We start from the raw sequence: 22,400 nt of genomic DNA on the forward strand, positions 1-22,400 counted from the left end.
TATTTTGAGATGATTTTTGGGGTTGCGCAGGTAAAATTTAGCGTAGGCTGGACAGATAGTCCGCCGAGCTAAATTTTAGCAAGCTCCGCAAAAAGCACTCAAAAGACGAGCCGCCAAATTTGTAAATTTATCCCTTTAAAAATTCTATGATTTTTTCTTCACACTCCCCGACGCTGCCGCTAAATTTACTCTTAAACTGCGATCTATTAAACGTCCGCTGACGCTTGGCCAGCTGCGCCGTATGCGTACAGATGAGCTCCTCTAGCTCGGTCTGGGTTTTGATCTCGCCTCTCAAAAACTCGCCGCACTCTTTTAGACCGACCGAGTTTAGCGGCTTTGGTCGCTGCGGATACCGCGCAAAAAGCTCCAGCGCTTCGTCCAGTAACCCCTGCTCAAACATCGCCCTAGTGCGCTCTTTGATACGCCCCCTCAGCTCGTCCCTATCCCAGCTAAGCTCGAAAATCGCCAAATTTGACGCAACGGGAGCTAGGGTATTTTCGCGCAGATACGCGCTCGCGGCATCATCCCGCCCGCTAGAGCGCAAAAACGAGTAGATATCAAACCACTTTTGCAAGCGGTAGGTGTCGTTTGCGCTAAATTTGACGGCAAACTCTGGATCAAGGCTTGAAACAAGCTCGTAAATTTGAGCGTTTGATAAGCCGCTTTCTACGCGCTCAAATTTAGGCGTGAGACCCGACAGCAAGGCCTTTAGATAAAATCCGCTACCGCCGGTTATGAATAAATTTTTACAGTTTTTTTGCGCAAATTCGCGAGCCGTTTTATAAACCTCAAAAAACATCCCGACGTCAAAATGCTCGTCCGGCATCAGCAAATTTACCCCAAAATGCGGCACTGAGGCTAGCTCGGCTGCGCTGGGCTTGGCGCTTGCGATATCTATAAATTTATAAACGCAAAGCGAATCAAGACTCAGAATCACTCCGTTAAATTCGCTTGCAAGCTTTAGCGCGAGCGCTGTTTTTCCGCTAGCGGTGGTGCCGATGATGGCGAGTTCTTTCATAAAAATGCCTTAAAATTCGTGAATCTGCTCAAATTTTATCACAATTTACGCTTTTATAAGATAAAATAAAGCAAAAATTTCAGGAAGATTATGCAAAAATTTATAAATATTTTAAAAGATATTAACGAACTAATCGTCTTTAAGCACTCGATTTTCGCGCTGCCTTTTATATTTACCGCGATGATAACGGCGAGCGCGCAGGTAAACGGCACGGCTTGGTTTGGCTGGAAGTTGCTTATTTTGGGCGTTCTTTGCGCAGTTTCGGCGCGAAATTTCGCGATGACTTTTAACCGCTACAAGGACGAGGATATCGACAAACTAAACCCGCGCACGGCAAATCGCCCGAGCGTGGACGGGCGTATCGGCAGGACGAATTTGCAAATTTTTATCGCGGCAAACGCCGCCATCTTCGTGCTAGTTGCTTATCTCGTAAACGAGCTCGCGTTTTGGCTGAGCTTTCCGATCTTAGCCGTGCTTGGCGGATATTCGCTTTTTAAGCGTTTTAGCGAGCTAGCGCACCTAGTCCTTGGCCTCTCGCTAGGCCTTGCGCCCATCGCCGGAGCCGTCGCGGTCACGGGCGAGATACCGCTTTTTAGCGTGCTGCTCTGCCTTGGCGTGATGTTTTGGGTGGCGGGATTTGACCTGCTTTATTCGCTTCAGGATATCGAATTTGACCGCGAGCACGGGCTTTTTAGCATACCTAGCGTTTACGGCGAAAAGGCTACGATGTTTATCTCCGCGATCTTTCACGCCACGGCCGTGATCTTTTGGCTACTTTTTGCATGGGCGGGAGGGCTTGGCGCGGCGGCATATGCGGGCATTTTGCTTTGTGGAGGCATCTTAGTTGCCGAGCACCGCATCGTTAGGCGAGATTTTAGCAAGATCGATCGCGCGTTTTTTACGCTAAACGGCTATCTGGGCATACTTTTTTTCGTTTTCGTTTGGGCTAGCTTATGAGACTGGTTCCGGCAAATTTAGACATAGTTTTTGAGGAAGCGGGCGAGCGCGAGAGCGAGTTTTTGCGCGAATTCGACAAGCTAAGCGGCAACGAGGACGATCCGCTGGGAGCGTGGATAAAGCGCGCCAAAGCAAAGGGCGACACGAAGGAAAGCGATCAGGTGATACTGACGCTACTAGTCGAGCTTCACCGTAAATTTGACGAGCTAAACGCCTATATAAAAAACGAGAAATTCATAAAGCTCGAGCTTGCGCAATCTAGCGTACTGGACGGGATAAATTTTGAAAACTTTAGGATAAAAGAGGCTAAATTTAAAGAAGGCGTCGGCTACTACGGACGCATTTTTATGCCTATTTTTCCGAAGCGAGACGTGGCGATATTTTTTGAAGCGCTAGATGAAAAAACCGCCAAAATCACGCGCATAAACGAGAGCGACGAGAGCGACTACAACGGCTACGTGACGGCCAGAGAGCGCGCTATGATAAGAGAACTAAAGGAGATGAACGATGAATAACGACTTGATAATATTTGTCATTTTCGGGCTGATTTTGACGGTGCTTTTCGTGCTGGTTTTTATAAAAGATTTAGAGGCTTCGAGAAAATTTTCAAGATACGAAAAAGCGATCGAAGGCCTGATACAAGAGCTTCACGCGGTAAAAAAGCAGGTCGCGAGTTTAGACCGAAGCGAGCCGGCCGAATTTGACGTAGTGCAGCTAGAAAGCAATCTTGAGCAGCGTCTAAATGAAAAAATAAATCAAAAAATAACTCCGATAATAAACACCCTCCAAGGCATCGAAAGCTCGATAGATAGCTTCCAAAGCCAGCAACAAGATAGGCTTTTTACGCTTGAGGAGCGCACAAAAAGTATCAGCAAAATCTCCGCTCCAAACGGCGAGGACGACGAAAAACGCATCGTGCAGATGTATAGCGAAGGCAAAAGCGTCGAAAGCATCGCAAAAGAGCTGTGCGTGGGCGTCGGCAAGGTTGAGCTGACGCTAAAACTGCGAGAGCTGATATAGCGTTAAAACCTAGGCGCGAAATATAAAAAAATAACATTATTTTCATACGCGAATTTTAAAAAAATTTAAAGCTTAACTTCCTATAATGCCTTTTAACCAAATCAAAATTAAATGGTTTTGATAAAATTTAAGGGCGGAAAAATGTTAATAGACGGGCACGGACGGACGGTTGATTATCTGCGTATTTCAGTCACGCAAAGATGCAACTTTAGATGCAAATACTGCATGCCTAAAACTCCGTTTAGCTGGGAACCTAGAGAAAATTTACTGAGCTTTGAGGAGCTGTTTTTATTTGTCAAAGTCTGCCTGGACGAAGGCGTAAAAAAGATCCGCATAACCGGCGGCGAGCCGCTACTGCGCAAAGACTTGGACAAATTTATCGCGATGATAAACGAGCATAGTCCGGACGTCGATCTAGCCATCACGACAAACGGCTTTATGCTCAAACACTACGCAAAAGCCCTAAAAAACGCGGGCTTAAAGCGCATAAATATGTCGCTTGATAGCTTAAAAACCGAAAAAGCTAAATTTCTAGCACAAAAAAGCGTTCTGCACGAGGTTTTAGCGGGCCTTGACGCTGCTCTTGAAGCCGGGCTAAAAGTCAAGCTAAACACCGTCGCGCTAAGAGGCGTAAATGACGACGAGATCGTCTCTTTGCTGGAGTTTGCGCGCTCTATGGGCTGTCAAATTCGCTTTATCGAATACATGGAAAACATCCACGCGACGGGCGAGCTAAAAGGCATGAAATCGGCTGAAATTTTAGACGTTATCGCAAAAAAATATCGCTTCGAAGTAGCCGAAAAGATCCCGACGGGACCGGCTAGCATCTACAAGCTAGAGGACGGCTATACCTTCGGCGTCATCGACCCGCACAAACACGACTTTTGCGAGAGCTGCAACCGCATACGCCTCACGGCCGAGGGGCATCTCATCCCGTGCCTATACTTCGAGGATGCGATGAGCATAAAAGACGCCGTAAGAAAGGGCGATATCGCGGGAGCTAGCGAGATATTGCGCCAAGTACTGCAAAATAAGCCCAAAGAAAACAAATGGGCGATCGGCGCTCAAAACGAGACCTCAAGCCGCGCCTTTTACCAAACGGGTGGCTGAAATCAGGGCTAAATTTACGTCAAATTTGGCGTGGATTTGGCCTGCTTTTTATCAAATTTAACCGCGCTTGATTTATACATTTTTATCCGTAAATTTGCCGCCGTTTTCTAACAAAACCCGCTCAAATTTGACATAAAATCCGCCTAACTCCGTAAAACCACCCTTCAAATTTTGCTATAATCGACCAAAATTTAAAAGGCGAAATTTGAGTTTAAACCTAGTCGAGAGTTTTCTAAGCATCCAAGGCGAAGGCGCAAGCAGCGGCCGTTTGGCGATTTTCTTGCGGTTTGCTGGCTGCAATCTAAACTGCGCGGGCTTTGGAGTGCGCGCCGTCTCGCCCAAAACCGGCGAAACGCTAGTTGGCTGCGACACGATCCGCGCGGTTTTTACGGGACATTTTTCATATCAAAAAATCTCGCGCGCGGACGAACTCATAAAAATCACGCAAAATTTGAGCACAAATTTACGCCAAAAACCCATCATCGTCATCACCGGCGGCGAGCCGCTACTACATCACAAAAATCAAATTTTGTTAGATTTTTTAAATTTTGCGACCGGCGATGGCTACGAGCCGTATTTTGAAACAAACGGCACGATAGAGGTGGATTTTGCCAAATTTGAGATTTATAAAAGATGCCGTTTCGCCGTTAGCGTCAAGCTCGAAAACAGCGGCGAAAGCGAGGCTAGGCGCATAAATCAGGCCGCGCTAAAAGCCATAAAACAAAACTCCTCAGGTAGTTTTTATAAATTCGTCCTAGATAAAAAAAGCGTAGAAAATGGCTCGGCGATAGCGCAAATTTCGCGTATTTTAGGCCTTTGCGACGCGGAAGTCTTTTGTATGCCGCAAGGTTATGATAAAATAAGCCTCGAGCAAAACGCCTTATCCGCCGCGCAGTTTGCGATCAAGCACGGCTTTAACTACTCCGATCGCCTGCACATCAGGCTTTGGGGCGCAAAAGAAGGGGTTTAAAGCCTAAATTTAGGCGGCGTTACCCGCATCTTTACGGCGCGATACGGTAAAATTTAATAAACGGAGCTAAGATGATAATAAGAAAAATGTTTAAATTTGAAAACGCTCACATCGTTAGATTTTGTAGCTCAAAACGCTGCAAAACCAGCATTCACGGGCACTCTTACAGGGCTGAAATTTTACTTGAGTCGAATTTTCTCGATAACGCGGGGATGGTGTATGATTTTGGTCTGATGAAGCAGGGCATCGGCTGCATCATCGATAGCTTTGATCACTGCACGACGATATTTAGCGGCGACGGAGCCGAGTACAAAAACGACCTCAAAAAGCACTCCGCGCGCTGGATCGAGATCCCGCTAAACCCCTCCGCAGAGCAGTTTTGTAGGATATTTTTCGTGATGATCGATAGGCTTTTAAAAACCACGCAGATGCAAAACGGCGAGCGCGAAGTGAAGCTTCACAGCGTCATCGTCCACGAGACCGACACGGGCTATGCGCAGTGCTTCAGAGAGGATGCGTATAACGCCAAAATGGGCGAGGTAAATTTAAACGAGATCGTCTTTTCCGAGGGCGTGAGAGCCGAGTGGGAGGACGCGGAGCTGTTTGAGAAGATCAAGCTAGGCAAAAAAATAGTAAATCCAAAGGAGGTCTAGCGCAAATGAGGAAAATTTTTGCGATTTTGACGCTGGCGGCGCTGTTTTTTAGCGGTTGCGAGGAGAAAAAGGAGCCCGCGTCGCTGGATCTTGGCGGCACGGTGCCTAGCGACGTACCTATCGCGCAAAGCGACGCAAACGTAAGTATCGACGAAAATATGCCGCCAGAGCCGGTGCCTGAAAAATGAAATTTAACGAGCATCTATCAGAACTCTACGAGCTAGCGCGCTCCATCCACATCGGGCTTGCCTTTACGCTTTTGGCCTTAGTCACGGCGCACTTTTGCCTGATAAATTTCGGTATAAACTCGCCAGCCTACGCTAAACGCATCAGACTGTTTTTGCCTACCTACTACGCGTTTTTAGCTGCGATGATGCTTACGGGGCTACTTTTGATGAGCGTTTTTTACTTTTATCCGAGCCTCAAAGCTCTCGTTATGATCGCGGTTTGGGCGCTACTTATCGGACTTGGGGCGATGGAGTTTAAGCGGCTAAAAACTGCGATGAAAACTAAAAATTTCGCCGCTTTTAGAGCCAAAATGCGCCTAAAAATCGCGGCCGATTTTGTTTTGATACTAGTTGCAAGCGGGGTGAGATGAAATTTTTATATTCAAAAGAGGCCAAAAACGAGCAAATTAGGCTTGAGGGCGAGGCGTTTTTGCACCTAAAGGCACGGCGCGCTAAGGTAGGCGAGCGCATCGACGTGCGAAATTTGACCGACGGACAAAACCACATCTATGAAATCGTAAATTTAGACAAAAGAGGCGCGGAGCTAAATTTGATATTTTCGCACGACGTGGAAGCGCGAAATAGCGATCTAGCGCTAGCTTGGGCCGTCGTCGATCCAAAAACGATCGAAAAAACGCTGCCCGGCCTAAATGAAATGAGTGTAGCTAAAATCGTCTTTTTTTACGGCGAGTTTTCGCAAAAAAACTTTAAGCTCGATTTTTCGCGCCTAGAGCGCATTTTGATAAGCTCGTGCGAGCAGTGCGGACGAAACGATTTGATGAAATTTGAAATTTATAAAAGCCTGGACGAAATGGTTAAATTTTACCCAAACGTCGCTCTTATCGACTTTGAAGGCGAAAATCTAGACGGCTATGCGGGCAAGGAAATTTTAGCGGTCGGGCCCGAGGGTGGATTTAGCGGAAGCGAGCGAGAGGCGGTCGCGAAAAAATACGGACTGAGAGCAAAAAATATTTTGCGCTCGCAAACGGCGATTTTAGGCATAGCGGCTAAAATTTTGATTTAAATTTGATTTTTTACGAAGTTTTTTGTATAATCTCACCTTACTTTAAATGAAAATTAAAAAATCAGACGATAAAAGGATAAAAAATGAAAAAAGAAATTCATCCGGAATTTGTTGAGTGCAAAGTAACTTGCGCTTGCGGCAACACCTTCACTACGAAGTCAAACAAAAACGAGATCAGAGTGGACATCTGCTCAGAGTGCCATCCGTTTTTCACGGGCAGCGAAAAGATCGTAGATAGCGCAGGCCGCGTCGATAAATTTAAGAAAAAATATAACTTAAAATAATCCTTTGCTATATTTCGTTCCTACGCCGATAGGAAATTTAAGCGATATCTCGCTTCGCGCTTTGAGCGTTTTGCGCGAATGCGAGGTACTCTTTTGCGAAGATACCAGAGTCGCAAAATCCCTCATAAATCTGCTAAATACGCGTTTTGACGCAAATATAAATATCCAAAAATTTATCCCTCTACATACGCATAACGAAGATGAAATTTTATCCAAAATCGAGCTTGAAATTTTTGATAAAAACGTCGCATTTTTAAGCGATGCGGGCATGCCGGGCATCAGCGATCCTGGAGCCGCGCTCGTAAATTTCGCTATAAAAAACGACATCGCATACGAAGTGCTAAGCGGATCAAACGCCGCACTCTTAGCCGTCGTCGCAAGCGGTCTTTGCGAAAAAGAATTTTGTTTTCTAGGATTTTTGCCAAATAACGGCAAAGAGCGAGCCGCAGCTATACAAAATGCGCTAAATTCGCCGTTTCCCGCGGTAATCTACGAAAGCCCCAAACGCATACTTTCGCTTGTTTTAGACTTTGCCAAGCTTGAGCCGGATAGAGAAATTTTTGCCATAAAAGAAGCTACGAAGAAATTTGAAACCAAATTTAGAGCCACGGCAAGCGAGTTGGCAAAAAAACTGCAAAATACGAATTTAAGCGGCGAGTGGTGCGTCGTCGTACAAAAAAATCCAAATTTTACCTCAGAAAAAATCACTCAAAACGATATTTTAGAGCTTGAAATTTCGCCCAAAGCCAAGGCCAAACTCCTAGCCAAAATCACCGGCAGAAACGCCAAAGAAATTTACTCCGAACTCACTCGCTAAAACCCAAATGCGCGCTTAAACAAGCGACGAATTTATCCGAAATTTAGCTAAATTTTACCGATTTTTAGCTATTATCAGACGATGATAATATACGGAAAACAGCTATTTTTGCACATCATAAAAAACTATAAAAAAACCGTCAAAACGGTCTATCTCGCTAAGGAGTGCGACAAGGCGCTATTTTTGCAGATCGTAGGCGTCGGCGCGCCGATAAAACGCGTGGATAATCAAAAAGCTCAAGCTCTCGCGCACGGCGGCAATCACCAAGGTTTTTTAGCCGAGGTCGAAGAGTTTGAGTTTAAGAGTATCGACGAGATAAAAAAACAAAATTTTATAGCGATTTTATACGGACTTAGCGACGTCGGAAACATCGGCGCTATCGTTCGAACGGCGCATGCACTCGGCTGCGGAGGCATCGTAGTCGTTGCTAAAAATTTGGCGATGGAAGGCGTGTTGCGGGCTAGTAGCGGAGCAGCCTATGAGGCAAATATCGCTCTCATAGAGGACGGGCTTGGCTTGCTAAACGAGCTAAAACAAGTCGGATTTAAAATTTACGCCACGGCAAGCGGCGGCAAAAACGCTCACGAGGTCAAATTTAACCAAAAAGTCGCGCTCGTGATGGGCAGCGAAGGCGAAGGTTTGCACAAAAAAGTCCTTGCCAAAAGCGACGAAATAGTAGGAATAAAAATGAAAAACGACTGGGACAGCCTAAACGTCTCGGCTGCGTTTGCCATACTTTGCGATAGGATTATAAATGAATGATATAAGTTTGATAAAAGAGCTGGGACTAAACGAAGTCGCGAGAAGAACTCATATAGAGGCCGAACACCTAGGCTACATCGCTGATAAAAATTTTGAAAAATTGGTACGTTTAAACGTTAAAGGCTTCATTAAAATTTTAGAGCGCGAACTGGATATCGATTTTGCGCAGTGGATGAGCGAATATGAGGCGTTTATGTCCGAGCACAATCAAAACAATGAGCACAAAAGTATAACCGTATCGCCTAAGATCTCCGCATACACCGCGGACGGCGGGCACTCTAATACAGGCGTGAAACTTTTTATATTAGCGCTCATTATAGCCGTTGCCGGCGTAATTTATGTGCTTAACGAAGGTGATTACTTTAGCAATGTTTTAAATATTTTTGAAGACAAGAACAAAAGCGTCACCTATACCGGAGCCGTCGCCGTCCAACAAGCGGCCAAAAGCCTAAACGAAGCAAAACAAGAGAGTAAAAACGCTACAAACGACGAAAATCTATACGCTATAAAAAATCTCGAGCCGATTTTACCAACCGAAGAAAATGCATCCGTAGCCGTTATCGTACCTGAAGTAAATTTGAGCGCAAGTAGCGACAAAAACGAAACCACGCAAACAAATAAAGAAGAAAATATCACGCAAAATCAAGAGCAAAATACCTCAAGCGATGCCCCCAAAGAGATAAAACAAGCAAGCGACGATAAAATTTGGCATCTAACGGCAAGCACAAAAGAGATAAAAATCGTACCGCGCAAAAAAACGTGGCTGGGCGTTATAAATTTGGACGAAAATAAAAAGCGCTCTTTAGATACCGCAAATAGCTTCACTATCGAAATAGGTAAAAAGCAGCTCGCGGTAACCGGACACGGCGACATAAACCTTGAAATAGACGGACAAACGATCAAATTTGGCGACGATAGGCCAAAAAGATTTTTAATAGAAAAAGACAAGGTTTCACTGCTCACATACGACGAATTCGTGGCTCTAAATAAAGGCAAATCGTGGTAAAAAAGCTCGTAATTTTAGCCGTTAGCGCGGCCCTTTGCCTTGCAGGCAGCGTAGTAGATATAGCAGGCGGTCTGCTCGGTCAAAATAGCGCAAAAGCGACTCAGCTCTTTGGCGACGGTTCGGCATATCTAAACGCAAGCGGCAAACCCGATATCGCTAAAATTTCAAACGTTTTAAAGTCAAATTCGCTCCTGCGTCTATCCTACAAACAAAACGTCAAGGTAAATATCAAATTTATCTCGCGTCAAAACAACCCGCTACTTATCATGAAAATCACAAAAGACGCCCTAAACGGACTAGGCTACAACAATATCCTAACGAGCGAATTTTCTAACGCCGGAGGTGCTCTTTGGGGCGTGACGATCGACACTAAATTTATCCCAGATCCCGGCTCCCTCTACGCTGCGCTTAAAGAAAACGGCACCGAGATAACGGACATAAATAGACCCGGCGAGCTATCCTACGAGTACGTTATCGACGCGTCAAATTCCTCTATAAATCAAACTCCGGTGCAATTTTCGCAAGAAGTTCAGCTCTCAAAGCCACTCGAACCCTATCTCATCGACGTTAGCGGAGCAAAAAGCGCAGTCATAAGCGCTAGCGCAGAGGATCGTTGGTCTGCCGTCGTGAGAATTTTGGATAAAAATTTAAATTTGCTTGACGAAAAGCAAACTAGCAAGCCCGTAAATAGCCTAAAAGTCTCACTCCCTCAAAATGCAAAATACATAATGATCGACGACGCGGTCAGCCTAGAAAATATCAAACGGGGACTCAAAATCTACCTAGAATAAGGAGAAATTCATGTTTGACGAGATTAGATTTAATACGATAGAACGACTTCCAAACTACGTATTTGCCGAGGTAAACGCCATAAAAATGGCCGCGCGCCGAGCGGGCGAAGATATCATCGACTTTTCGATGGGAAACCCGGAAGGCCGCACGCCTCAGCACATCGTCGATAAACTCTGCGAAAGCGCGCAAAAAGACAAAACTCACGGCTACTCGGCGAGCGCTGGCATCTACAAACTACGCCTAGCCATCTGCAACTGGTACAAGCGCAAATACGGCGTAAATTTAGACCCCGACACCGAGGCCGTCGCCGTTATGGGTAGCAAAGAGGGCTTCGTGCACCTAGCTCAGGCCGTGATAAACCCGGGCGACGTCGCCGTAGTGCCCGATCCCGCATACCCGATCCACACGCAGGCGTTTTTATTCGCCGGCGGTAGCGTGGCAAAAATGCCGCTAAAGTACAACGATAAATTCGAGCTTGACGAAAATAAATTTTTCGAAGACCTGCTTCACACTATCCGCTCAAGCTCGCCGAAACCAAAATACGTCGTCGTAAATTTCCCGCACAATCCTACGACCGTAACCGTGCAAAAGAGCTTCTACGAGCGGCTAGTGGCTATGAGTAAACAAGAGCGTTTTTACGTGATCTCCGACATCGCCTACGCAGACCTTACTTTTGACGGCTACAAGACGCCGAGCATCTTTGAAGTAGAAGGCGCAAAAGACGTCGCCGTCGAGTGCTACACCCTATCAAAAAGCTACAATATGGCCGGCTGGCGCGTAGGATTTTTATGCGGAAATAAGCGCCTTTGCGCCGCTCTTAAAAAGATAAAATCATGGGTTGATTACGGCATGTTTACCCCGATCCAAGTCTCCGCAACCGTCGCGCTAGACGGCGATCAAAGCTGCGTCGAGGATATCCGTCAAATTTACGAAAAACGCCGCGACGTGATGCTAGAAGCCTTTGCAAGCGCAGGCTGGGAGATGCATAAGCCAAGCTCAAGTATGTTCATCTGGGCAAAAATCCCGCCGCAAGTCGGAAACATTGGCAGTCTCGAGTTTTCCAAACAGCTACTTACTAAAGCAAGCGTCGCGGTGAGTCCGGGTATCGGTTTTGGCGAGGGAGGCAACGACTACGTGCGCCTCGCTCTCATCGAGAACGAAAATCGCATCCGCCAAGCGGCGCGAAACGTCAAAAAATATCTGAAAGAATTTGCATGAATATAGCCATTTTAGGCGTCGGTACGGTCGGAGAAGCCGTAGCTAAAATTTTACTCCAAAACAAAAAACTGATCGCGGCAAGATGTGGCGAGGAGATAGTTCCGGTCATCGGCGTCGTTAGAAATTTAAGCAAAAAAAGAGACGTCGCCATCCCTCTCACAGACGATATAGATAGCGTTCTGGAGCGCGACGATATCGACGTTTTCGTCGAGCTCATGGGCGGCGTAGAGGAGCCTTTTAGAGTCGTTAGCAAAATTTTAGAGCGTAAAAAGGCCGTCGTAACCGCAAACAAAGCGCTACTAGCCTATCACCGCTACGCCTTGCAAAATTTGGCGCAAAACACACCGTTTGGCTTTGAGGCTAGCGTCGCGGGCGGCATACCTATCATCAGAGCTCTTCGCGAGGGTCTTAGCGCCAACCACATCCTAAGCATCAACGGGATCTTAAACGGCACGAGCAACTACATCTTAACCTCGATGATGAGCAAGGGTTCAAATTTCGCGGACGCGCTAAAAAAAGCGCAAGAGCTAGGATACGCCGAGGCCGATCCAACCTTTGACGTCGGAGGCTTTGACGCGGCGCATAAGCTACTGATCCTAGCTAGCATCGCATACGGCGTGCACGGCAACCCCGAAGACATCCTGATAGAAGGCATCGAAGGCATAACGCCCGAGGATATATTTTTCGCCAACGACTTCGAGTACGTTATCAAACTGCTCGCCATCGCCAAAAAAACCGGCGACAAGGTCGAGCTGCGCGTACATCCGGCGCTAGTGCCCAAAGATAAAATGATAGCTAAAACAGACGGCGTGACAAATGCCGTGAGCGTAGTGGGCGACGCGGTCGGCGAGACGATATTTTACGGTCCGGGCGCGGGCGGTCCGGCGACGGCAAGCTCAGTCATCAGCGATCTGATCGACATCGCCAGAGACGGCAAATCTCCGATGCTAGGCTACAAAGCGCCGTTTGAGCTAAACGCGCTTGAGCTTTTAGACCCGAGCGAAATTTGCACGAAGTATTATTTTAGGCTTAGAGTCGAGGACAAGGTCGGCGTACTGGCTAAAATCACAAATTTAATGAGCGAAAACAACCTCTCTATCGATAGCCTGCTACAAAAACCAAAGGACGAAAGTCCGTATGCGACGCTATTTTTCACGACGCACACGAGCGTGGAAAAGGACGTGAGGCGCACTATGGAAATTTTGCAAGAGCAAGAGTTCGTAAAAGAAAAACCTTTTATGATGAGGATAGAAGAGTAAAATTTGGGGCTTAGGGCGTATCTTTTCGGCAAAAGCTCGGAAGATCTGGCTTGCGAGTTTTTGCTAAAAAACGGCTACGAGATCCTCGCTAGAAATTTTAGCTCCAAATTCGGCGAAATCGACGTCGTCGCTAAAAAAGACGGCGTTTTACGCTTTATTGAAATCAAAGCTACGCAGGGCGACTATGAGGCCGAGTATCGCCTCACGCCCGCTAAATTTAATAAAATTTTAAAAACTATCGATTTTTATCTGCTGCAAAACGGCGCAAATGCCGATTTTCAGGTCGATTTGATCGCGATAAAAAAGAGCGAGATAAAGTGGATAGAAAATATTAGTTTGTAAAAATTCTTATTTAGCTAAAATTTAAATACTTTTGTGTATAATTACAACTATCTTTAAAAAGGAGAATAAAATGGGAAAATACGTAGAACTAACGACTGCGAATTTCGACGTCGCCAAAGAGGGCGTCGCGCTAGTAGATTTTTGGGCGCCATGGTGCGGACCTTGCCGTATGCTTGCTCCGGTCATCGACGAGCTAGCCGAGGAGTTTGAGGGCAAAGCTAAAATTTGCAAAGTAAACACCGACGAGGTACAAGACCTAGCCGTAGAATTCGGCATCCGCTCGATCCCTACGCTTCTATTTTTCAAAAACGGCGAAGTCGTAGAGCAAATGGTCGGCGCACAATCAAAACAAGCCATAGCCGATAAGATAAATTCGCTTCTTTAATGGTTTTTAGACGAGGAGGAAGCCTGCTTCCTCTTACCTCCGTTTTTGCGTCCTTTATCGGTGCAGCGCTGGTAGCAGGCGTATTTGCTTACAATAATTACAGATTTTCGCAGTATAAATTCGTAAATTTTAACGAGCTGGTTTTTTACGAGCAGGCTCAAATTTTCGCACCGCAAGACGATAAATTTTTACTCGTGGTTTTTAGCTCCAACCAATCAAACTGGAGAGAAATTTTAAAAACTTCGACTAAGGATTTAAAAATCGTAGCCGTGGACTTGCTCCAAAAACGCGCGCCAAGCGAGGGAAATATAAATTTCGTCGCTTCGGATATAAATACGATTTTAAAGCTGATGCACGTCCTAAATATCACGGCTTTGCCCGCAAGCGTGGAGCTAAAGGCGCAAAAGGGTGGCATTTATAAACAAGATTCGAAAATAAATAAAATTTAAAGGAAAAAATATGTTAGATTTAGCGATCATCGGAGGCGGTCCTGCCGGACTTAGCGCGGGACTTTACGCCACTCGCGGCGGATTAAAAAACGTCGTAATGTTTGAAAAAGGAATGCCCGGCGGTCAGATCACGGGCAGCTCCGAGATAGAAAACTATCCGGGTCAAAAAGCGCCCGGCGAGAGCGGCATCGACTTCATGAGCACGTGGGTCGCTCAGTGCACGCATTTTGGCCTAAAGCACGAGATGGCGGGCGTCGAGCGCGTAGTAAAAAACGCCAACGGCAGCTTTACCATTAGGCTTGAAGGCGGCAAAGAAGAGCTTGCCAAAGCAGTTATCGTAGCCACCGGCTCTACTCCGCGCCGCGCGGGCTTTGCGGGCGAGGACGAGTTTTTCGGCAGAGGCGTGAGCACCTGCGCGACCTGCGACGGATTTTTCTATAAAAACAAAGAAGTCGCGGTTCTAGGCGGCGGCGATACGGCGATCGAGGAGGCCTTATATCTAGCCAACATCTGCTCGCGCGTCTACATCATCCACCGCAGAGACGAGTTTCGCGCCGCTCCCGTCACGCTAGAAAAGGCTCGCGCTAACGCCAAGATCGAATTTATCACGAGCGCCACTATCAAGCAGGCTTATGGCGACAAAGCAGGCCTAGCAGGTCTAATCATAAACACGAAAGATGGCGAGCGCGACCTAAAAGTGCCGGGCGTTTTCGTATTCGTCGGGCTTAACGTAAACAACGACGTCCTCCGTCAAGAAAACGGCGAATTCGTATGCCAGACCGAGGATGGCGGCCAAGTGAGCGTCGATCTAAAGATGCAAACTAGCGTGCCGGGGTTATTTGCCGCGGGCGACATCAGAAAAGACGCGCCAAAACAAGTCATAGTAGCCGCAGGAGACGGCGCCGTGGCAGCCCTTAGCGCGCTTAGCTACATCGAGAGCTTGCACTAAGACTTATCAAATTTAGCCGAGCTTTTCGGCTAAATTTCTCTTTTTACTTCAAATTTTCTCAAATTTACCGAGTTTTGCTTTGTCCTTTTAAATTTAGTCAAATTTGCCTTTATTTAAATTTCCCCGCTTTTTCAGAGATTTTACCCCCAAATTTCACTCAAATTTAACCGCCCTTTGGCTAAGATTTCGCAAATTTGACTTAAGGGATAAATTTGAACAAACTCGCACTTAGCCTCGCCGCTCTTTGCCTCATCGTTTTCGTAAATTTTATTTACGAAAAACTATCCGGCCCCACTCGGTTCGTCGTTACCGCCGATACTAAGATAATCCCGGGTTCGGAGCTAAGCAAATACGTAACGCAAGAAGAAGTGGACGATTTTGCTTTTAGATACTGGGATATAGATAAGCAGATAAAGGACGACGCATTTGCTGAAAATTTCCGCAAGCTTTTAAAATCAAAGCAAACGGATCAAATTTTAAAATTTATGCAAGATAATAACATTAGCATAGACTCTCCACTAATAGACAGCGTTACTCCTTTGATGTACGCTAGCTTTTACGACGACGAAGTCACGGCAAAAAGGCTGATAGATATGGGCGCAAACGCTCATGCGCAAGATAACTACAAACTCTCGCCCCTGGCATAGAAAACAACTCTACAAAGACCGCTAAGCTCTTGCTTGATAGCGGGGTTAAATTTGATGAAGTAAAGACGGTGCAGTACTACATAGATCCTCCGTTTTATAACAATATCGAAAAGCTTATCATAGATGGAGACGACGTAAAGATAGTATATCGAGATAATTACCAAGTCAATAAAGAATCCAAAGACGTAAACGATCCGATAGGATATATAGTAACCCATAACTACGTAGAGATGACCGAACTTGCTCTTGCTAGCGGGTATAGACCAAAACTAGACGATCATCCTAATACGTTTTTTCACGGGCTAAGAGACGATTCCGAATTTATGCGATCTTTATATATCTTGCTAGATACTATCCCAAACTACGAACCCATGCTAGAGCTTCTTTTAAAATACGACGTCGTAGGGCAGCCCACTAAAGAGGAGCTAAAGAAGGCGTATGAGGAGTGCTATAAAAGCTATAGATGGCACATTGATAATTGGAAAGAGGAAATAGATAAAAATCAGACCATACCCATACTAATACGTATGTCCATAAAAAATGGAGAGAGGTATTGCCCAGATAAAGATGGGGCATTTAGTGATACCTATATGTTTATACGATGGGCAAACGAAAAAAAGAAACTAAAAAGTATGATAAGTTTTTGGGATACATTAAAAGGCGACCCAACCAAGGTAATTTACGTAGATAGCAACCGAAGTAAATCAAACTCAAATTTACAAAGTAAATAAACAAAAGGAGATAAGGCGTCAGCGAAAATTTGAGTTAAATTTGAGCGAATTTAAATCAAATTTCGTTTGACGAGGGAAAAATTTAGCTTCAAATTTAACAGTCCTTAGTCAAATCTAAAGCCAAATTTTACCCGTCGCCCGGGCGGCAAATCAAATTTACCGCCGAGGCTTAAATTTACTTCGCCAAGGCGGGATCGTTTACGCTTATCACGACGTTTTTCTCGTCCAGATAGAGCTTTGCCGCATCTTTCACGTCCTGCTCGGTGAGCGCATTTACCGCGTTTTCGTACTCGTCAAGGCTTAAAATCTCATCGCCAAAAACCAGCTCGCGCATGAGCGCCCGCGTCCAAAACTCGCCCTGAACGTAGGATTGGCGCATTTTTACGAGCGCCGATTTTTTGAAATTTTGCAGATAGCGTTTGACGTCCGCGCCGCCTTTTAGCTCGGCGACGTTTGATTTTATCTCGCCCAGCACGGCGTTTACGTTATCAGGCGCAGCCGTAAAACCAAAATGCGCGGTGAAGCTTTCGTACGGATATTTTGCGAGATTCATATGCACGCCCAGGCCGTAGACCTGCCCGCGGTCCTCGCGCACGTCCTCGCGTAGCATCATCGAAAGCACCGCAGATAGGGCGTTTACGCGCAGTAACTCCGGGCGCGAATACTTCACGTTTTCGTTTTTCATTATCATCGCGGCATCGCTTCGCTGCGTGGTTTGGTAGCTTCGCTTAAACTCCCGCTCGCCCGCGATCGTCCTTACGCCGTCATCTACGAAGTTTTCACGCTGTGTGCGTGCGGGTAAATTTGCCAGATATTTTTGCAAAAGAGGCTCGACCGCAGTCAAATTTAGATCGCCGACCACGATAAAATCATACGACGCCGCATTGGTGAATTTCTCTTTCACTATCTTTTTTACGTCGTTCATCTGCAGCTCGTTTATGTCCGCGGCCTCGAGAGGGTTTGTTCGCGGGTTGTTTTCGTAGAAAAATCTCGCAAATTCGTCGCTAAATTTACGCTCGGGCAGATTTTTGGTTTTTTCTAGCTGCTCAAGCTTGTTGATTTTTGTCTTTTTTAGCACGTTTTCGTCAAATCTAGGCTCGCTAAACTCCAAAAATAGCGCGCGCAAAAGCCACTCGAAGTCCGCGCTAGCCGAGCTTGCGCTGTATCCTTGCGAAAGCTGATCGATAAATTTGCTATAGCTTAGCTGCTTGCCGCTTAGGATTTTGGCCAGATCGTAGTTGCTAAACTCCCCCGCCCCGCTCTCGTTTGAGGCCTCTACGGCTAGCGCGCCCTGCTTTGGTTTTGGCAAATTTGACGTACCGCCGCGACTAACCGCGCTTAGCCAGACGACGTCTTTTTTGGTTTTTACCTCCTTAAATGCCACGCGCGCGCCGTTTGGCAGCTCGTAAAGGTAAAAATCAAGCTTTTCGTTATGCTTTTTCGAGACGAAATTTTTAGGCTTTAGCGCGCCGTAGTCGAAAAGCTCGCTCTTTGCTTGATTTGAGGCTAGCGTATCGTATGGCTTTGCCTCTGCCCAAATTTGATCAAATTTAGCCTCGTTTGGCTTCGCTCCTTTGGCGCTAATCACGTTTAAAGTTTTTGCGTCGATGCCCAGTATCCGCCTAAATTCTGCGTTTACGTCATCTAGGCTGATCTCATCAAGCAGCGCCAAAGTAACGTCACGCAGGTCCTTTTCGCCTAGCAACACACCGCCGATCCTGGTCGTCTCCTCGATATTTGCCGCGACTGCGCTTGAGCGCTTGTTGCCCGCTTGCAAATAGGCATTTTTAGCCGAGTTTATAAAATCTTTTTTTGCGCTTTCAAAGTCCGCCCGGCTAAAGCCAAATTTCTGCACGCCCTTTAAAACGCCCGCCAGGTCGCTAAGCGCGCCGATAAAATCATCCTCGACGGCGTTTATCTCAAAGGCGTAAAGCACGTTTTGATCCTCGATGATCGGCGAGTAAAATCGCCCGCGCAGGGCCAAATTTCGCTGCTCGTATATCATCGCGACGAGGTCTGAAATGTAGTTTGCGAGCAAATTTTGCCTGAGCCTTTGGATCTCGCCGTCAAATTTATACTTTTGCGCGAAGATCAAATTTATAGAGTTTAGCCCGATCTCTGCGGAGTCGTAGTTGTTTACGCTAAAGCCGCTTTTTATAGGGATAGTTTTATCGGGGCTCGCGTAGTCGTTCGTGTTTTTAGCGGAGCTAAAGCTTTGCTTTATCATCTCCTCGATGCGCTTTTTATCAAAGTCGCCGACTGCGATAAATTTCATAAATCTAGGCTGATACGTCCTGCCGTAAAAGCCCTTTATGGTTGCTACGTCGACGTTTTTTACGATATTCATATCGCCGATGGGCGACCTTTTGGCGTAGATGCTGTCGCCGTATAGCTCTGGCACGCGGTTTTTGATGTAAAATCTATACGCGGGCGTGTTTCTAGCGCGCTCCTCCTCGATGATGATACCACGCTCTTTATCCAGCTCGGCCGCGTCAAAGCTCACGCCGTCGATCCAGTCGCGAAAAACGCGAAAAACGTCCTTTAAATTTTGCTCGTTTACGTGGATTTCCAGCAGATAGCTCGTTTGATCGTAGCTAGTCTGCGCGTTTAGATCAGCGCCAAATGCCACTCCGAGGCTCTCTAGCTTTTTAACTAGCTCGTTTTTGTTAAACTTGCGGCTGCCGTTAAACGCCATGTGCTCGGTAAAGTGCGCAAGTCCCAGCTCGTTTTCGCGCTCGTCGGTCGAGCCGATGTTTACGACTAGGTAAAAATAGGCCGAATTTGCGGGCTGTTTGTTCTCTTTGACGTAGTATTTTAGGCCGTTGGCTAGCTCGCCGCTAATAATGGCGGGGTCTTGGGTCAAATTTAGCTTTTGCGCATTTTTATCGTTTGCCGTCAAATTTAACGCGCTCAAATTCGCATCCGCCTGCCGCGTTTTGGCAGCCTGCGCTATCGGCGCTTGTTTAGCAAAAACGCTCGCCGCAAAAACGGCTAGAAATAAAAATAAAATTTTCCTCATCGTCGTCCTTTAAATTTAAAAAGCCGATTATATAGCGCGATTTTTAATATTTTTGCCCGCGCGCGGCGAAGACGGCGGCCGTGCTAAATTTATTTTTTATAAAATTTATGCTAAATTTAGCCCAAATTTTAAAGGATAAATTTTGGTAAAAATAGGAATCCACGGCGCAAGCGGCAAAATGGGACGCATGATAATCGAGTGCCTAAAAAACGAGCCAAACGCGAAACTCGGCGCGGCTTATACGATAGAGCCGCTTGACTTTGCGTTGCCCCAGGGCGCTATCCTCACGGATAAATTTGACGAGCTTTTCACAAACTGCGACGTCGTTATCGATTTTACGATCAAAGAGGGCGCAATAAATCTGCTAAACTACGCTCGCACCGACCCAAAACCGCTAGTCGTCGGCACGACGGGTCTTGGCGAGGACGGCGCGAACCTGCTAAAGCTCGCAAGCGCGGCGATGCCGATACTTTACGCCACCAACATGAGCCTTGGCGTCGCGGTTTTAAACCGCTTAGCGGCGCTAGCTTCAAAGGCTTTGCGCGAATTTGACGCCGAGATCGTCGAGCAGCACCACAGGCACAAAAAAGACGCTCCAAGTGGCACTGCGCTAACGCTTGGCGAGCGCGTAGCGGAGGCTAGAGGGCTAAATCTAAAAGACGTTTTGGTGACCGGTAGAGACGGGCTAGTCGGAGCTCGCAGCAAGGACGAGATCGCGATCCTAGCGGTGCGAGGCGGCGATGTCGTGGGCAGGCATACGGTCGGATTTTACAACGACGGCGAGTTTATCGAGCTAAATCACACCGCAACTAGCCGAGCGACCTTTGCTAAAGGCGCGATAAAGGCGGCCGTGTGGGTTGCCGGGCAGCAAAGCGGGCTATACGGGATAGATGATTGCCTTGGGCTGTGATAATAAGCGGCTTGGCTTTTTCTACTTACTTTGCGTTGAAATTTAATTTTTAAGCTCGGCAACCCGCGCGGTTAGCCTACGCTTAAAAATTAAATTTCGCCTTAATTAAGCGAAAAATCCTTCGCCTTATCGTTTTACGTTCAAATTTTGATAATTAAATTTTAGCATGAGAGGCAAAGTATCGCGAGATGATTTTTGAGGTTGCGCAGAAATTTTCGTCCAAGACTAGACATGTAGTCTGTCGCAGGGCGAAAATTTCAAGCTCCGCAAAAAGCACTCGCGAGACGAGCCTAAAAAAGGAAAAATTAAAATGTGTGCGATAGTTGGAGTAATAAATTCTAAAGACGCTGCGCGAACGGCATACTACGCGCTATTTGCGATGCAACACCGAGGCCAGGAAGCAAGCGGCATCAGCGCATGCGACGAGGGACACATCGAGACCGTCAAGGGTCGCGGGCTCGTGACGGAGGTCTTTAACAAAAAGAGCTTTGACGCACTAAAAGGCGACATGGCGATCGGACATAACCGCTATGCCACCGCGGGCAAAAGCTCTGCCGCCGACGCCCAGCCTATCGCGGCAAACTACGCGCTAGGCTCGATCTCGGTCGTGCACAACGGCAACCTCGTAAACAAAGACGAAGTCCGCAACGCGCTGATCGCCGAGGGCGCGATATTTCAGACCAACATGGACACCGAAAACATCGTCCACCTCATCGCTAGAAGCCACAGCGAACACCTACAAGACCGCATCGTCGCGGCACTAAAGCAGGTCAAAGGCGCCTACTGCCTACTCATCCAGTCGCGCCACAAAATTTTCGCCATCCGCGACCGCTGGGGCGTGAGACCGCTCTCGCTAGGACGCCTAAAAGACGGCGGCTATATCGTAGCTAGCGAGACGTGCGCGTTTGATTTGGTTGGAGCAACCTTTATCCGAGACGTGGAGCCTGGCGAGATGCTGGTTTTCGAGCAGGGCAAAAGCGAGTTTGAGAGCGTGCGCCTTTTTGAAGCGGAGCCTAGGGTTTGCGCGTTTGAGTATATTTATTTCGCGCGCCCCGATAGCGTCATCGAGGGCAAAAGCGTCTACGAAGTGCGCAAGAAAATGGGCGAAACGCTAGCTAAAAAAAGCAAGATCGACGCGGACTTCGTCGTGCCGGTACCAGATAGTGGCACGCCGGCGGCGCTAGGCTACGCAAACGCTAGCGGGATACCGTTTGAGCTAGCTATCGTGCGTAATCACTACGTCGGTCGCACATTTATCGAACCGACGCAAGAGATGCGCAACCTCAAGGTCAAACTCAAACTAAACCCGATGGGGAGCTTACTCAAGGGCAAAAGCGTGGTCGTCGTGGATGACAGCATCGTGCGCGGCACGACCTCCAAAAAGATCGTCGAGCTACTTCGTCACGCGGGCGCGAGAGAAATACACTTTAAGGTCGCTTGCCCCGAGCTAAAATACCCTGAACGCTACGGCATCGATACCCCGAGCTTCGAGGAGCTAATCAGTGCAAACAAAACGCCCGAAGAGGTGTGCGAATATATCGGCGCGGACAGCCTCGAGTTTTTGGGCGTGGACGAGCTGGTTAGCAGCATCGGCAGCGAGCGCAAGTACTCGCTGGTTAGCTTTGACGGGGATTATTTTATCAAGTAAATTTGGCCTTTGCTGCTTCAAATTTGACCTATTTGGACAAATTTGAACTCGTCAAATTTGAGTGGCAAAACCCGCATCTTGAAAACACGAATTTTTGTTTTTGACGTTTTTGCTTCAAATTTGGATTTTTATAGATTTAAATTTGATGAAATTTATGCCCGAAATTCGGCGAATCAAATTTTAAAATTTGATTTCGAGCGCCA

General features: G+C 46.8%; 26 protein-coding genes. 24 read left to right on the plus strand and 2 right to left on the minus strand.

Features of this window, described 5'->3' with window-relative positions:
- Positions 1 to 127: 127 nt before the first annotated feature.
- On the minus strand, positions 128 to 1,018 hold the full coding sequence (gene miaA, locus RWM02_RS05505) for a tRNA (adenosine(37)-N6)-dimethylallyltransferase MiaA (protein ID WP_314069850.1): 891 nt from the start codon (positions 1,016 to 1,018) through the stop codon (positions 128 to 130).
- Between the two features lie 90 nt (positions 1,019 to 1,108).
- Between miaA and mqnP the strand changes: the two genes are divergently transcribed.
- From mqnP to RWM02_RS05615, 22 genes are all read left to right on the plus strand, one after another.
- The gene (gene mqnP / locus RWM02_RS05510; RefSeq protein ID WP_314069853.1) at positions 1,109 to 1,975 is read left to right on the plus strand and encodes a menaquinone biosynthesis prenyltransferase MqnP; all 867 of its coding nucleotides are present in this window, start codon (positions 1,109 to 1,111) and stop codon (positions 1,973 to 1,975) included.
- Positions 1,972 to 2,490, plus strand: coding sequence for a hypothetical protein (locus RWM02_RS05515; protein ID WP_314069855.1), 519 nt, complete (start codon positions 1,972 to 1,974; stop codon positions 2,488 to 2,490). The genes mqnP and RWM02_RS05515 overlap by 4 nt, the downstream gene beginning before the upstream one ends.
- Positions 2,483 to 2,995 (plus strand): DUF6115 domain-containing protein, encoded by a 513-nt coding sequence (locus tag RWM02_RS05520; RefSeq protein ID WP_314069858.1) that lies wholly within the window; start codon positions 2,483 to 2,485, stop codon positions 2,993 to 2,995. The genes RWM02_RS05515 and RWM02_RS05520 overlap by 8 nt, the downstream gene beginning before the upstream one ends.
- 141 nt (positions 2,996 to 3,136) lie before the next feature.
- A complete protein-coding gene (gene moaA, locus RWM02_RS05525; protein ID WP_314069860.1) occupies positions 3,137 to 4,105 on the plus strand; it encodes a GTP 3',8-cyclase MoaA in 969 nt (322 codons plus the stop codon).
- A 205-nt stretch (positions 4,106 to 4,310) separates the two neighbouring features.
- Positions 4,311 to 5,075, plus strand: coding sequence for a 7-carboxy-7-deazaguanine synthase QueE (locus RWM02_RS05530; protein ID WP_314069863.1), 765 nt, complete (start codon positions 4,311 to 4,313; stop codon positions 5,073 to 5,075).
- A gap of 71 nt (positions 5,076 to 5,146) precedes the next feature.
- On the plus strand, positions 5,147 to 5,728 hold the full coding sequence (locus RWM02_RS05535; protein WP_314069865.1) for a 6-pyruvoyl trahydropterin synthase family protein: 582 nt from the start codon (positions 5,147 to 5,149) through the stop codon (positions 5,726 to 5,728).
- A 5-nt stretch (positions 5,729 to 5,733) separates the two neighbouring features.
- Positions 5,734 to 5,916: a hypothetical protein gene (locus RWM02_RS05540; protein WP_122872841.1), complete on the plus strand. Its 183-nt coding sequence runs from the start codon at positions 5,734 to 5,736 to the stop codon at positions 5,914 to 5,916.
- Positions 5,913 to 6,326, plus strand: a complete 414-nt coding sequence (locus RWM02_RS05545) for a hypothetical protein (RefSeq protein ID WP_314069869.1) — start codon at positions 5,913 to 5,915, stop codon at positions 6,324 to 6,326. Before RWM02_RS05540 ends, RWM02_RS05545 begins: the two co-directional genes overlap by 4 nt.
- Complete coding sequence (locus RWM02_RS05550) at positions 6,323 to 6,979, plus strand: 16S rRNA (uracil(1498)-N(3))-methyltransferase (protein WP_122863238.1); 657 nt, start codon at positions 6,323 to 6,325, stop codon at positions 6,977 to 6,979. Before RWM02_RS05545 ends, RWM02_RS05550 begins: the two co-directional genes overlap by 4 nt.
- 83 nt (positions 6,980 to 7,062) lie before the next feature.
- Positions 7,063 to 7,263, plus strand: coding sequence for a 50S ribosomal protein L31 (gene rpmE / locus RWM02_RS05555; RefSeq protein WP_002947184.1), 201 nt, complete (start codon positions 7,063 to 7,065; stop codon positions 7,261 to 7,263).
- 4 nt (positions 7,264 to 7,267) lie between these two features.
- Complete coding sequence (rsmI, locus tag RWM02_RS05560; protein ID WP_122863239.1) at positions 7,268 to 8,080, plus strand: 16S rRNA (cytidine(1402)-2'-O)-methyltransferase; 813 nt, start codon at positions 7,268 to 7,270, stop codon at positions 8,078 to 8,080.
- An 81-nt stretch (positions 8,081 to 8,161) separates the two neighbouring features.
- Positions 8,162 to 8,842: a 23S rRNA (guanosine(2251)-2'-O)-methyltransferase RlmB gene (gene rlmB, locus RWM02_RS05565; protein WP_314069875.1), complete on the plus strand. Its 681-nt coding sequence runs from the start codon at positions 8,162 to 8,164 to the stop codon at positions 8,840 to 8,842.
- A complete protein-coding gene (locus RWM02_RS05570; protein WP_314069876.1) occupies positions 8,835 to 9,848 on the plus strand; it encodes a RodZ family helix-turn-helix domain-containing protein in 1,014 nt (337 codons plus the stop codon). The genes rlmB and RWM02_RS05570 overlap by 8 nt, the downstream gene beginning before the upstream one ends.
- Positions 9,842 to 10,639: a hypothetical protein gene (locus RWM02_RS05575; RefSeq protein WP_314069878.1), complete on the plus strand. Its 798-nt coding sequence runs from the start codon at positions 9,842 to 9,844 to the stop codon at positions 10,637 to 10,639. Before RWM02_RS05570 ends, RWM02_RS05575 begins: the two co-directional genes overlap by 7 nt.
- A 10-nt stretch (positions 10,640 to 10,649) precedes the next feature.
- On the plus strand, positions 10,650 to 11,858 hold the full coding sequence (locus RWM02_RS05580) for an LL-diaminopimelate aminotransferase (RefSeq protein WP_185898044.1): 1,209 nt from the start codon (positions 10,650 to 10,652) through the stop codon (positions 11,856 to 11,858).
- Positions 11,855 to 13,117: a homoserine dehydrogenase gene (locus RWM02_RS05585; protein WP_314069881.1), complete on the plus strand. Its 1,263-nt coding sequence runs from the start codon at positions 11,855 to 11,857 to the stop codon at positions 13,115 to 13,117. Before RWM02_RS05580 ends, RWM02_RS05585 begins: the two co-directional genes overlap by 4 nt.
- 3 nt (positions 13,118 to 13,120) lie before the next feature.
- Entirely contained in the window at positions 13,121 to 13,459 is a 339-nt protein-coding gene (locus RWM02_RS05590; RefSeq protein ID WP_314069884.1) for a YraN family protein, read from the plus strand.
- 70 nt (positions 13,460 to 13,529) lie between these two features.
- Positions 13,530 to 13,844, plus strand: a complete 315-nt coding sequence (trxA, locus tag RWM02_RS05595; protein ID WP_009495082.1) for a thioredoxin — start codon at positions 13,530 to 13,532, stop codon at positions 13,842 to 13,844.
- The gene (locus tag RWM02_RS05600) at positions 13,844 to 14,293 is read left to right on the plus strand and encodes a hypothetical protein (RefSeq protein WP_297965146.1); all 450 of its coding nucleotides are present in this window, start codon (positions 13,844 to 13,846) and stop codon (positions 14,291 to 14,293) included. The genes trxA and RWM02_RS05600 overlap by 1 nt, the downstream gene beginning before the upstream one ends.
- A 10-nt stretch (positions 14,294 to 14,303) precedes the next feature.
- Entirely contained in the window at positions 14,304 to 15,242 is a 939-nt protein-coding gene (locus RWM02_RS05605; RefSeq protein ID WP_314069889.1) for an NAD(P)/FAD-dependent oxidoreductase, read from the plus strand.
- A 212-nt stretch (positions 15,243 to 15,454) separates the two neighbouring features.
- Positions 15,455 to 15,889, plus strand: a complete 435-nt coding sequence (locus RWM02_RS05610) for a hypothetical protein (RefSeq protein WP_314069891.1) — start codon at positions 15,455 to 15,457, stop codon at positions 15,887 to 15,889.
- Between the two features lie 29 nt (positions 15,890 to 15,918).
- Positions 15,919 to 16,620 carry an ankyrin repeat domain-containing protein gene (locus RWM02_RS05615; protein WP_314069894.1) on the plus strand — a complete coding sequence of 234 codons (702 nt, stop codon included), beginning with the start codon at positions 15,919 to 15,921 and terminating at the stop codon, positions 16,618 to 16,620.
- 175 nt (positions 16,621 to 16,795) lie between these two features.
- Here RWM02_RS05615 and RWM02_RS05620 read toward each other — a convergent pair whose 3' ends face one another.
- Positions 16,796 to 19,639, minus strand: coding sequence for a M16 family metallopeptidase (locus RWM02_RS05620; protein WP_314069897.1), 2,844 nt, complete (start codon positions 19,637 to 19,639; stop codon positions 16,796 to 16,798).
- Positions 19,640 to 19,781: 142 nt separating this feature from the next.
- Between RWM02_RS05620 and dapB the strand changes: the two genes are divergently transcribed.
- A complete protein-coding gene (gene dapB, locus RWM02_RS05625) occupies positions 19,782 to 20,549 on the plus strand; it encodes a 4-hydroxy-tetrahydrodipicolinate reductase (RefSeq protein WP_314069900.1) in 768 nt (255 codons plus the stop codon).
- A gap of 310 nt (positions 20,550 to 20,859) precedes the next feature.
- A complete protein-coding gene (gene purF, locus RWM02_RS05630; protein WP_314069902.1) occupies positions 20,860 to 22,197 on the plus strand; it encodes an amidophosphoribosyltransferase in 1,338 nt (445 codons plus the stop codon).
- Positions 22,198 to 22,400: the final 203 nt, after the last annotated feature.

The sequence above is a fragment of the Campylobacter showae genome (assembly GCF_963515975.1).
GTDB classification, from domain to species: Bacteria; Campylobacterota; Campylobacteria; order Campylobacterales; family Campylobacteraceae; genus Campylobacter_A; species Campylobacter_A showae_F.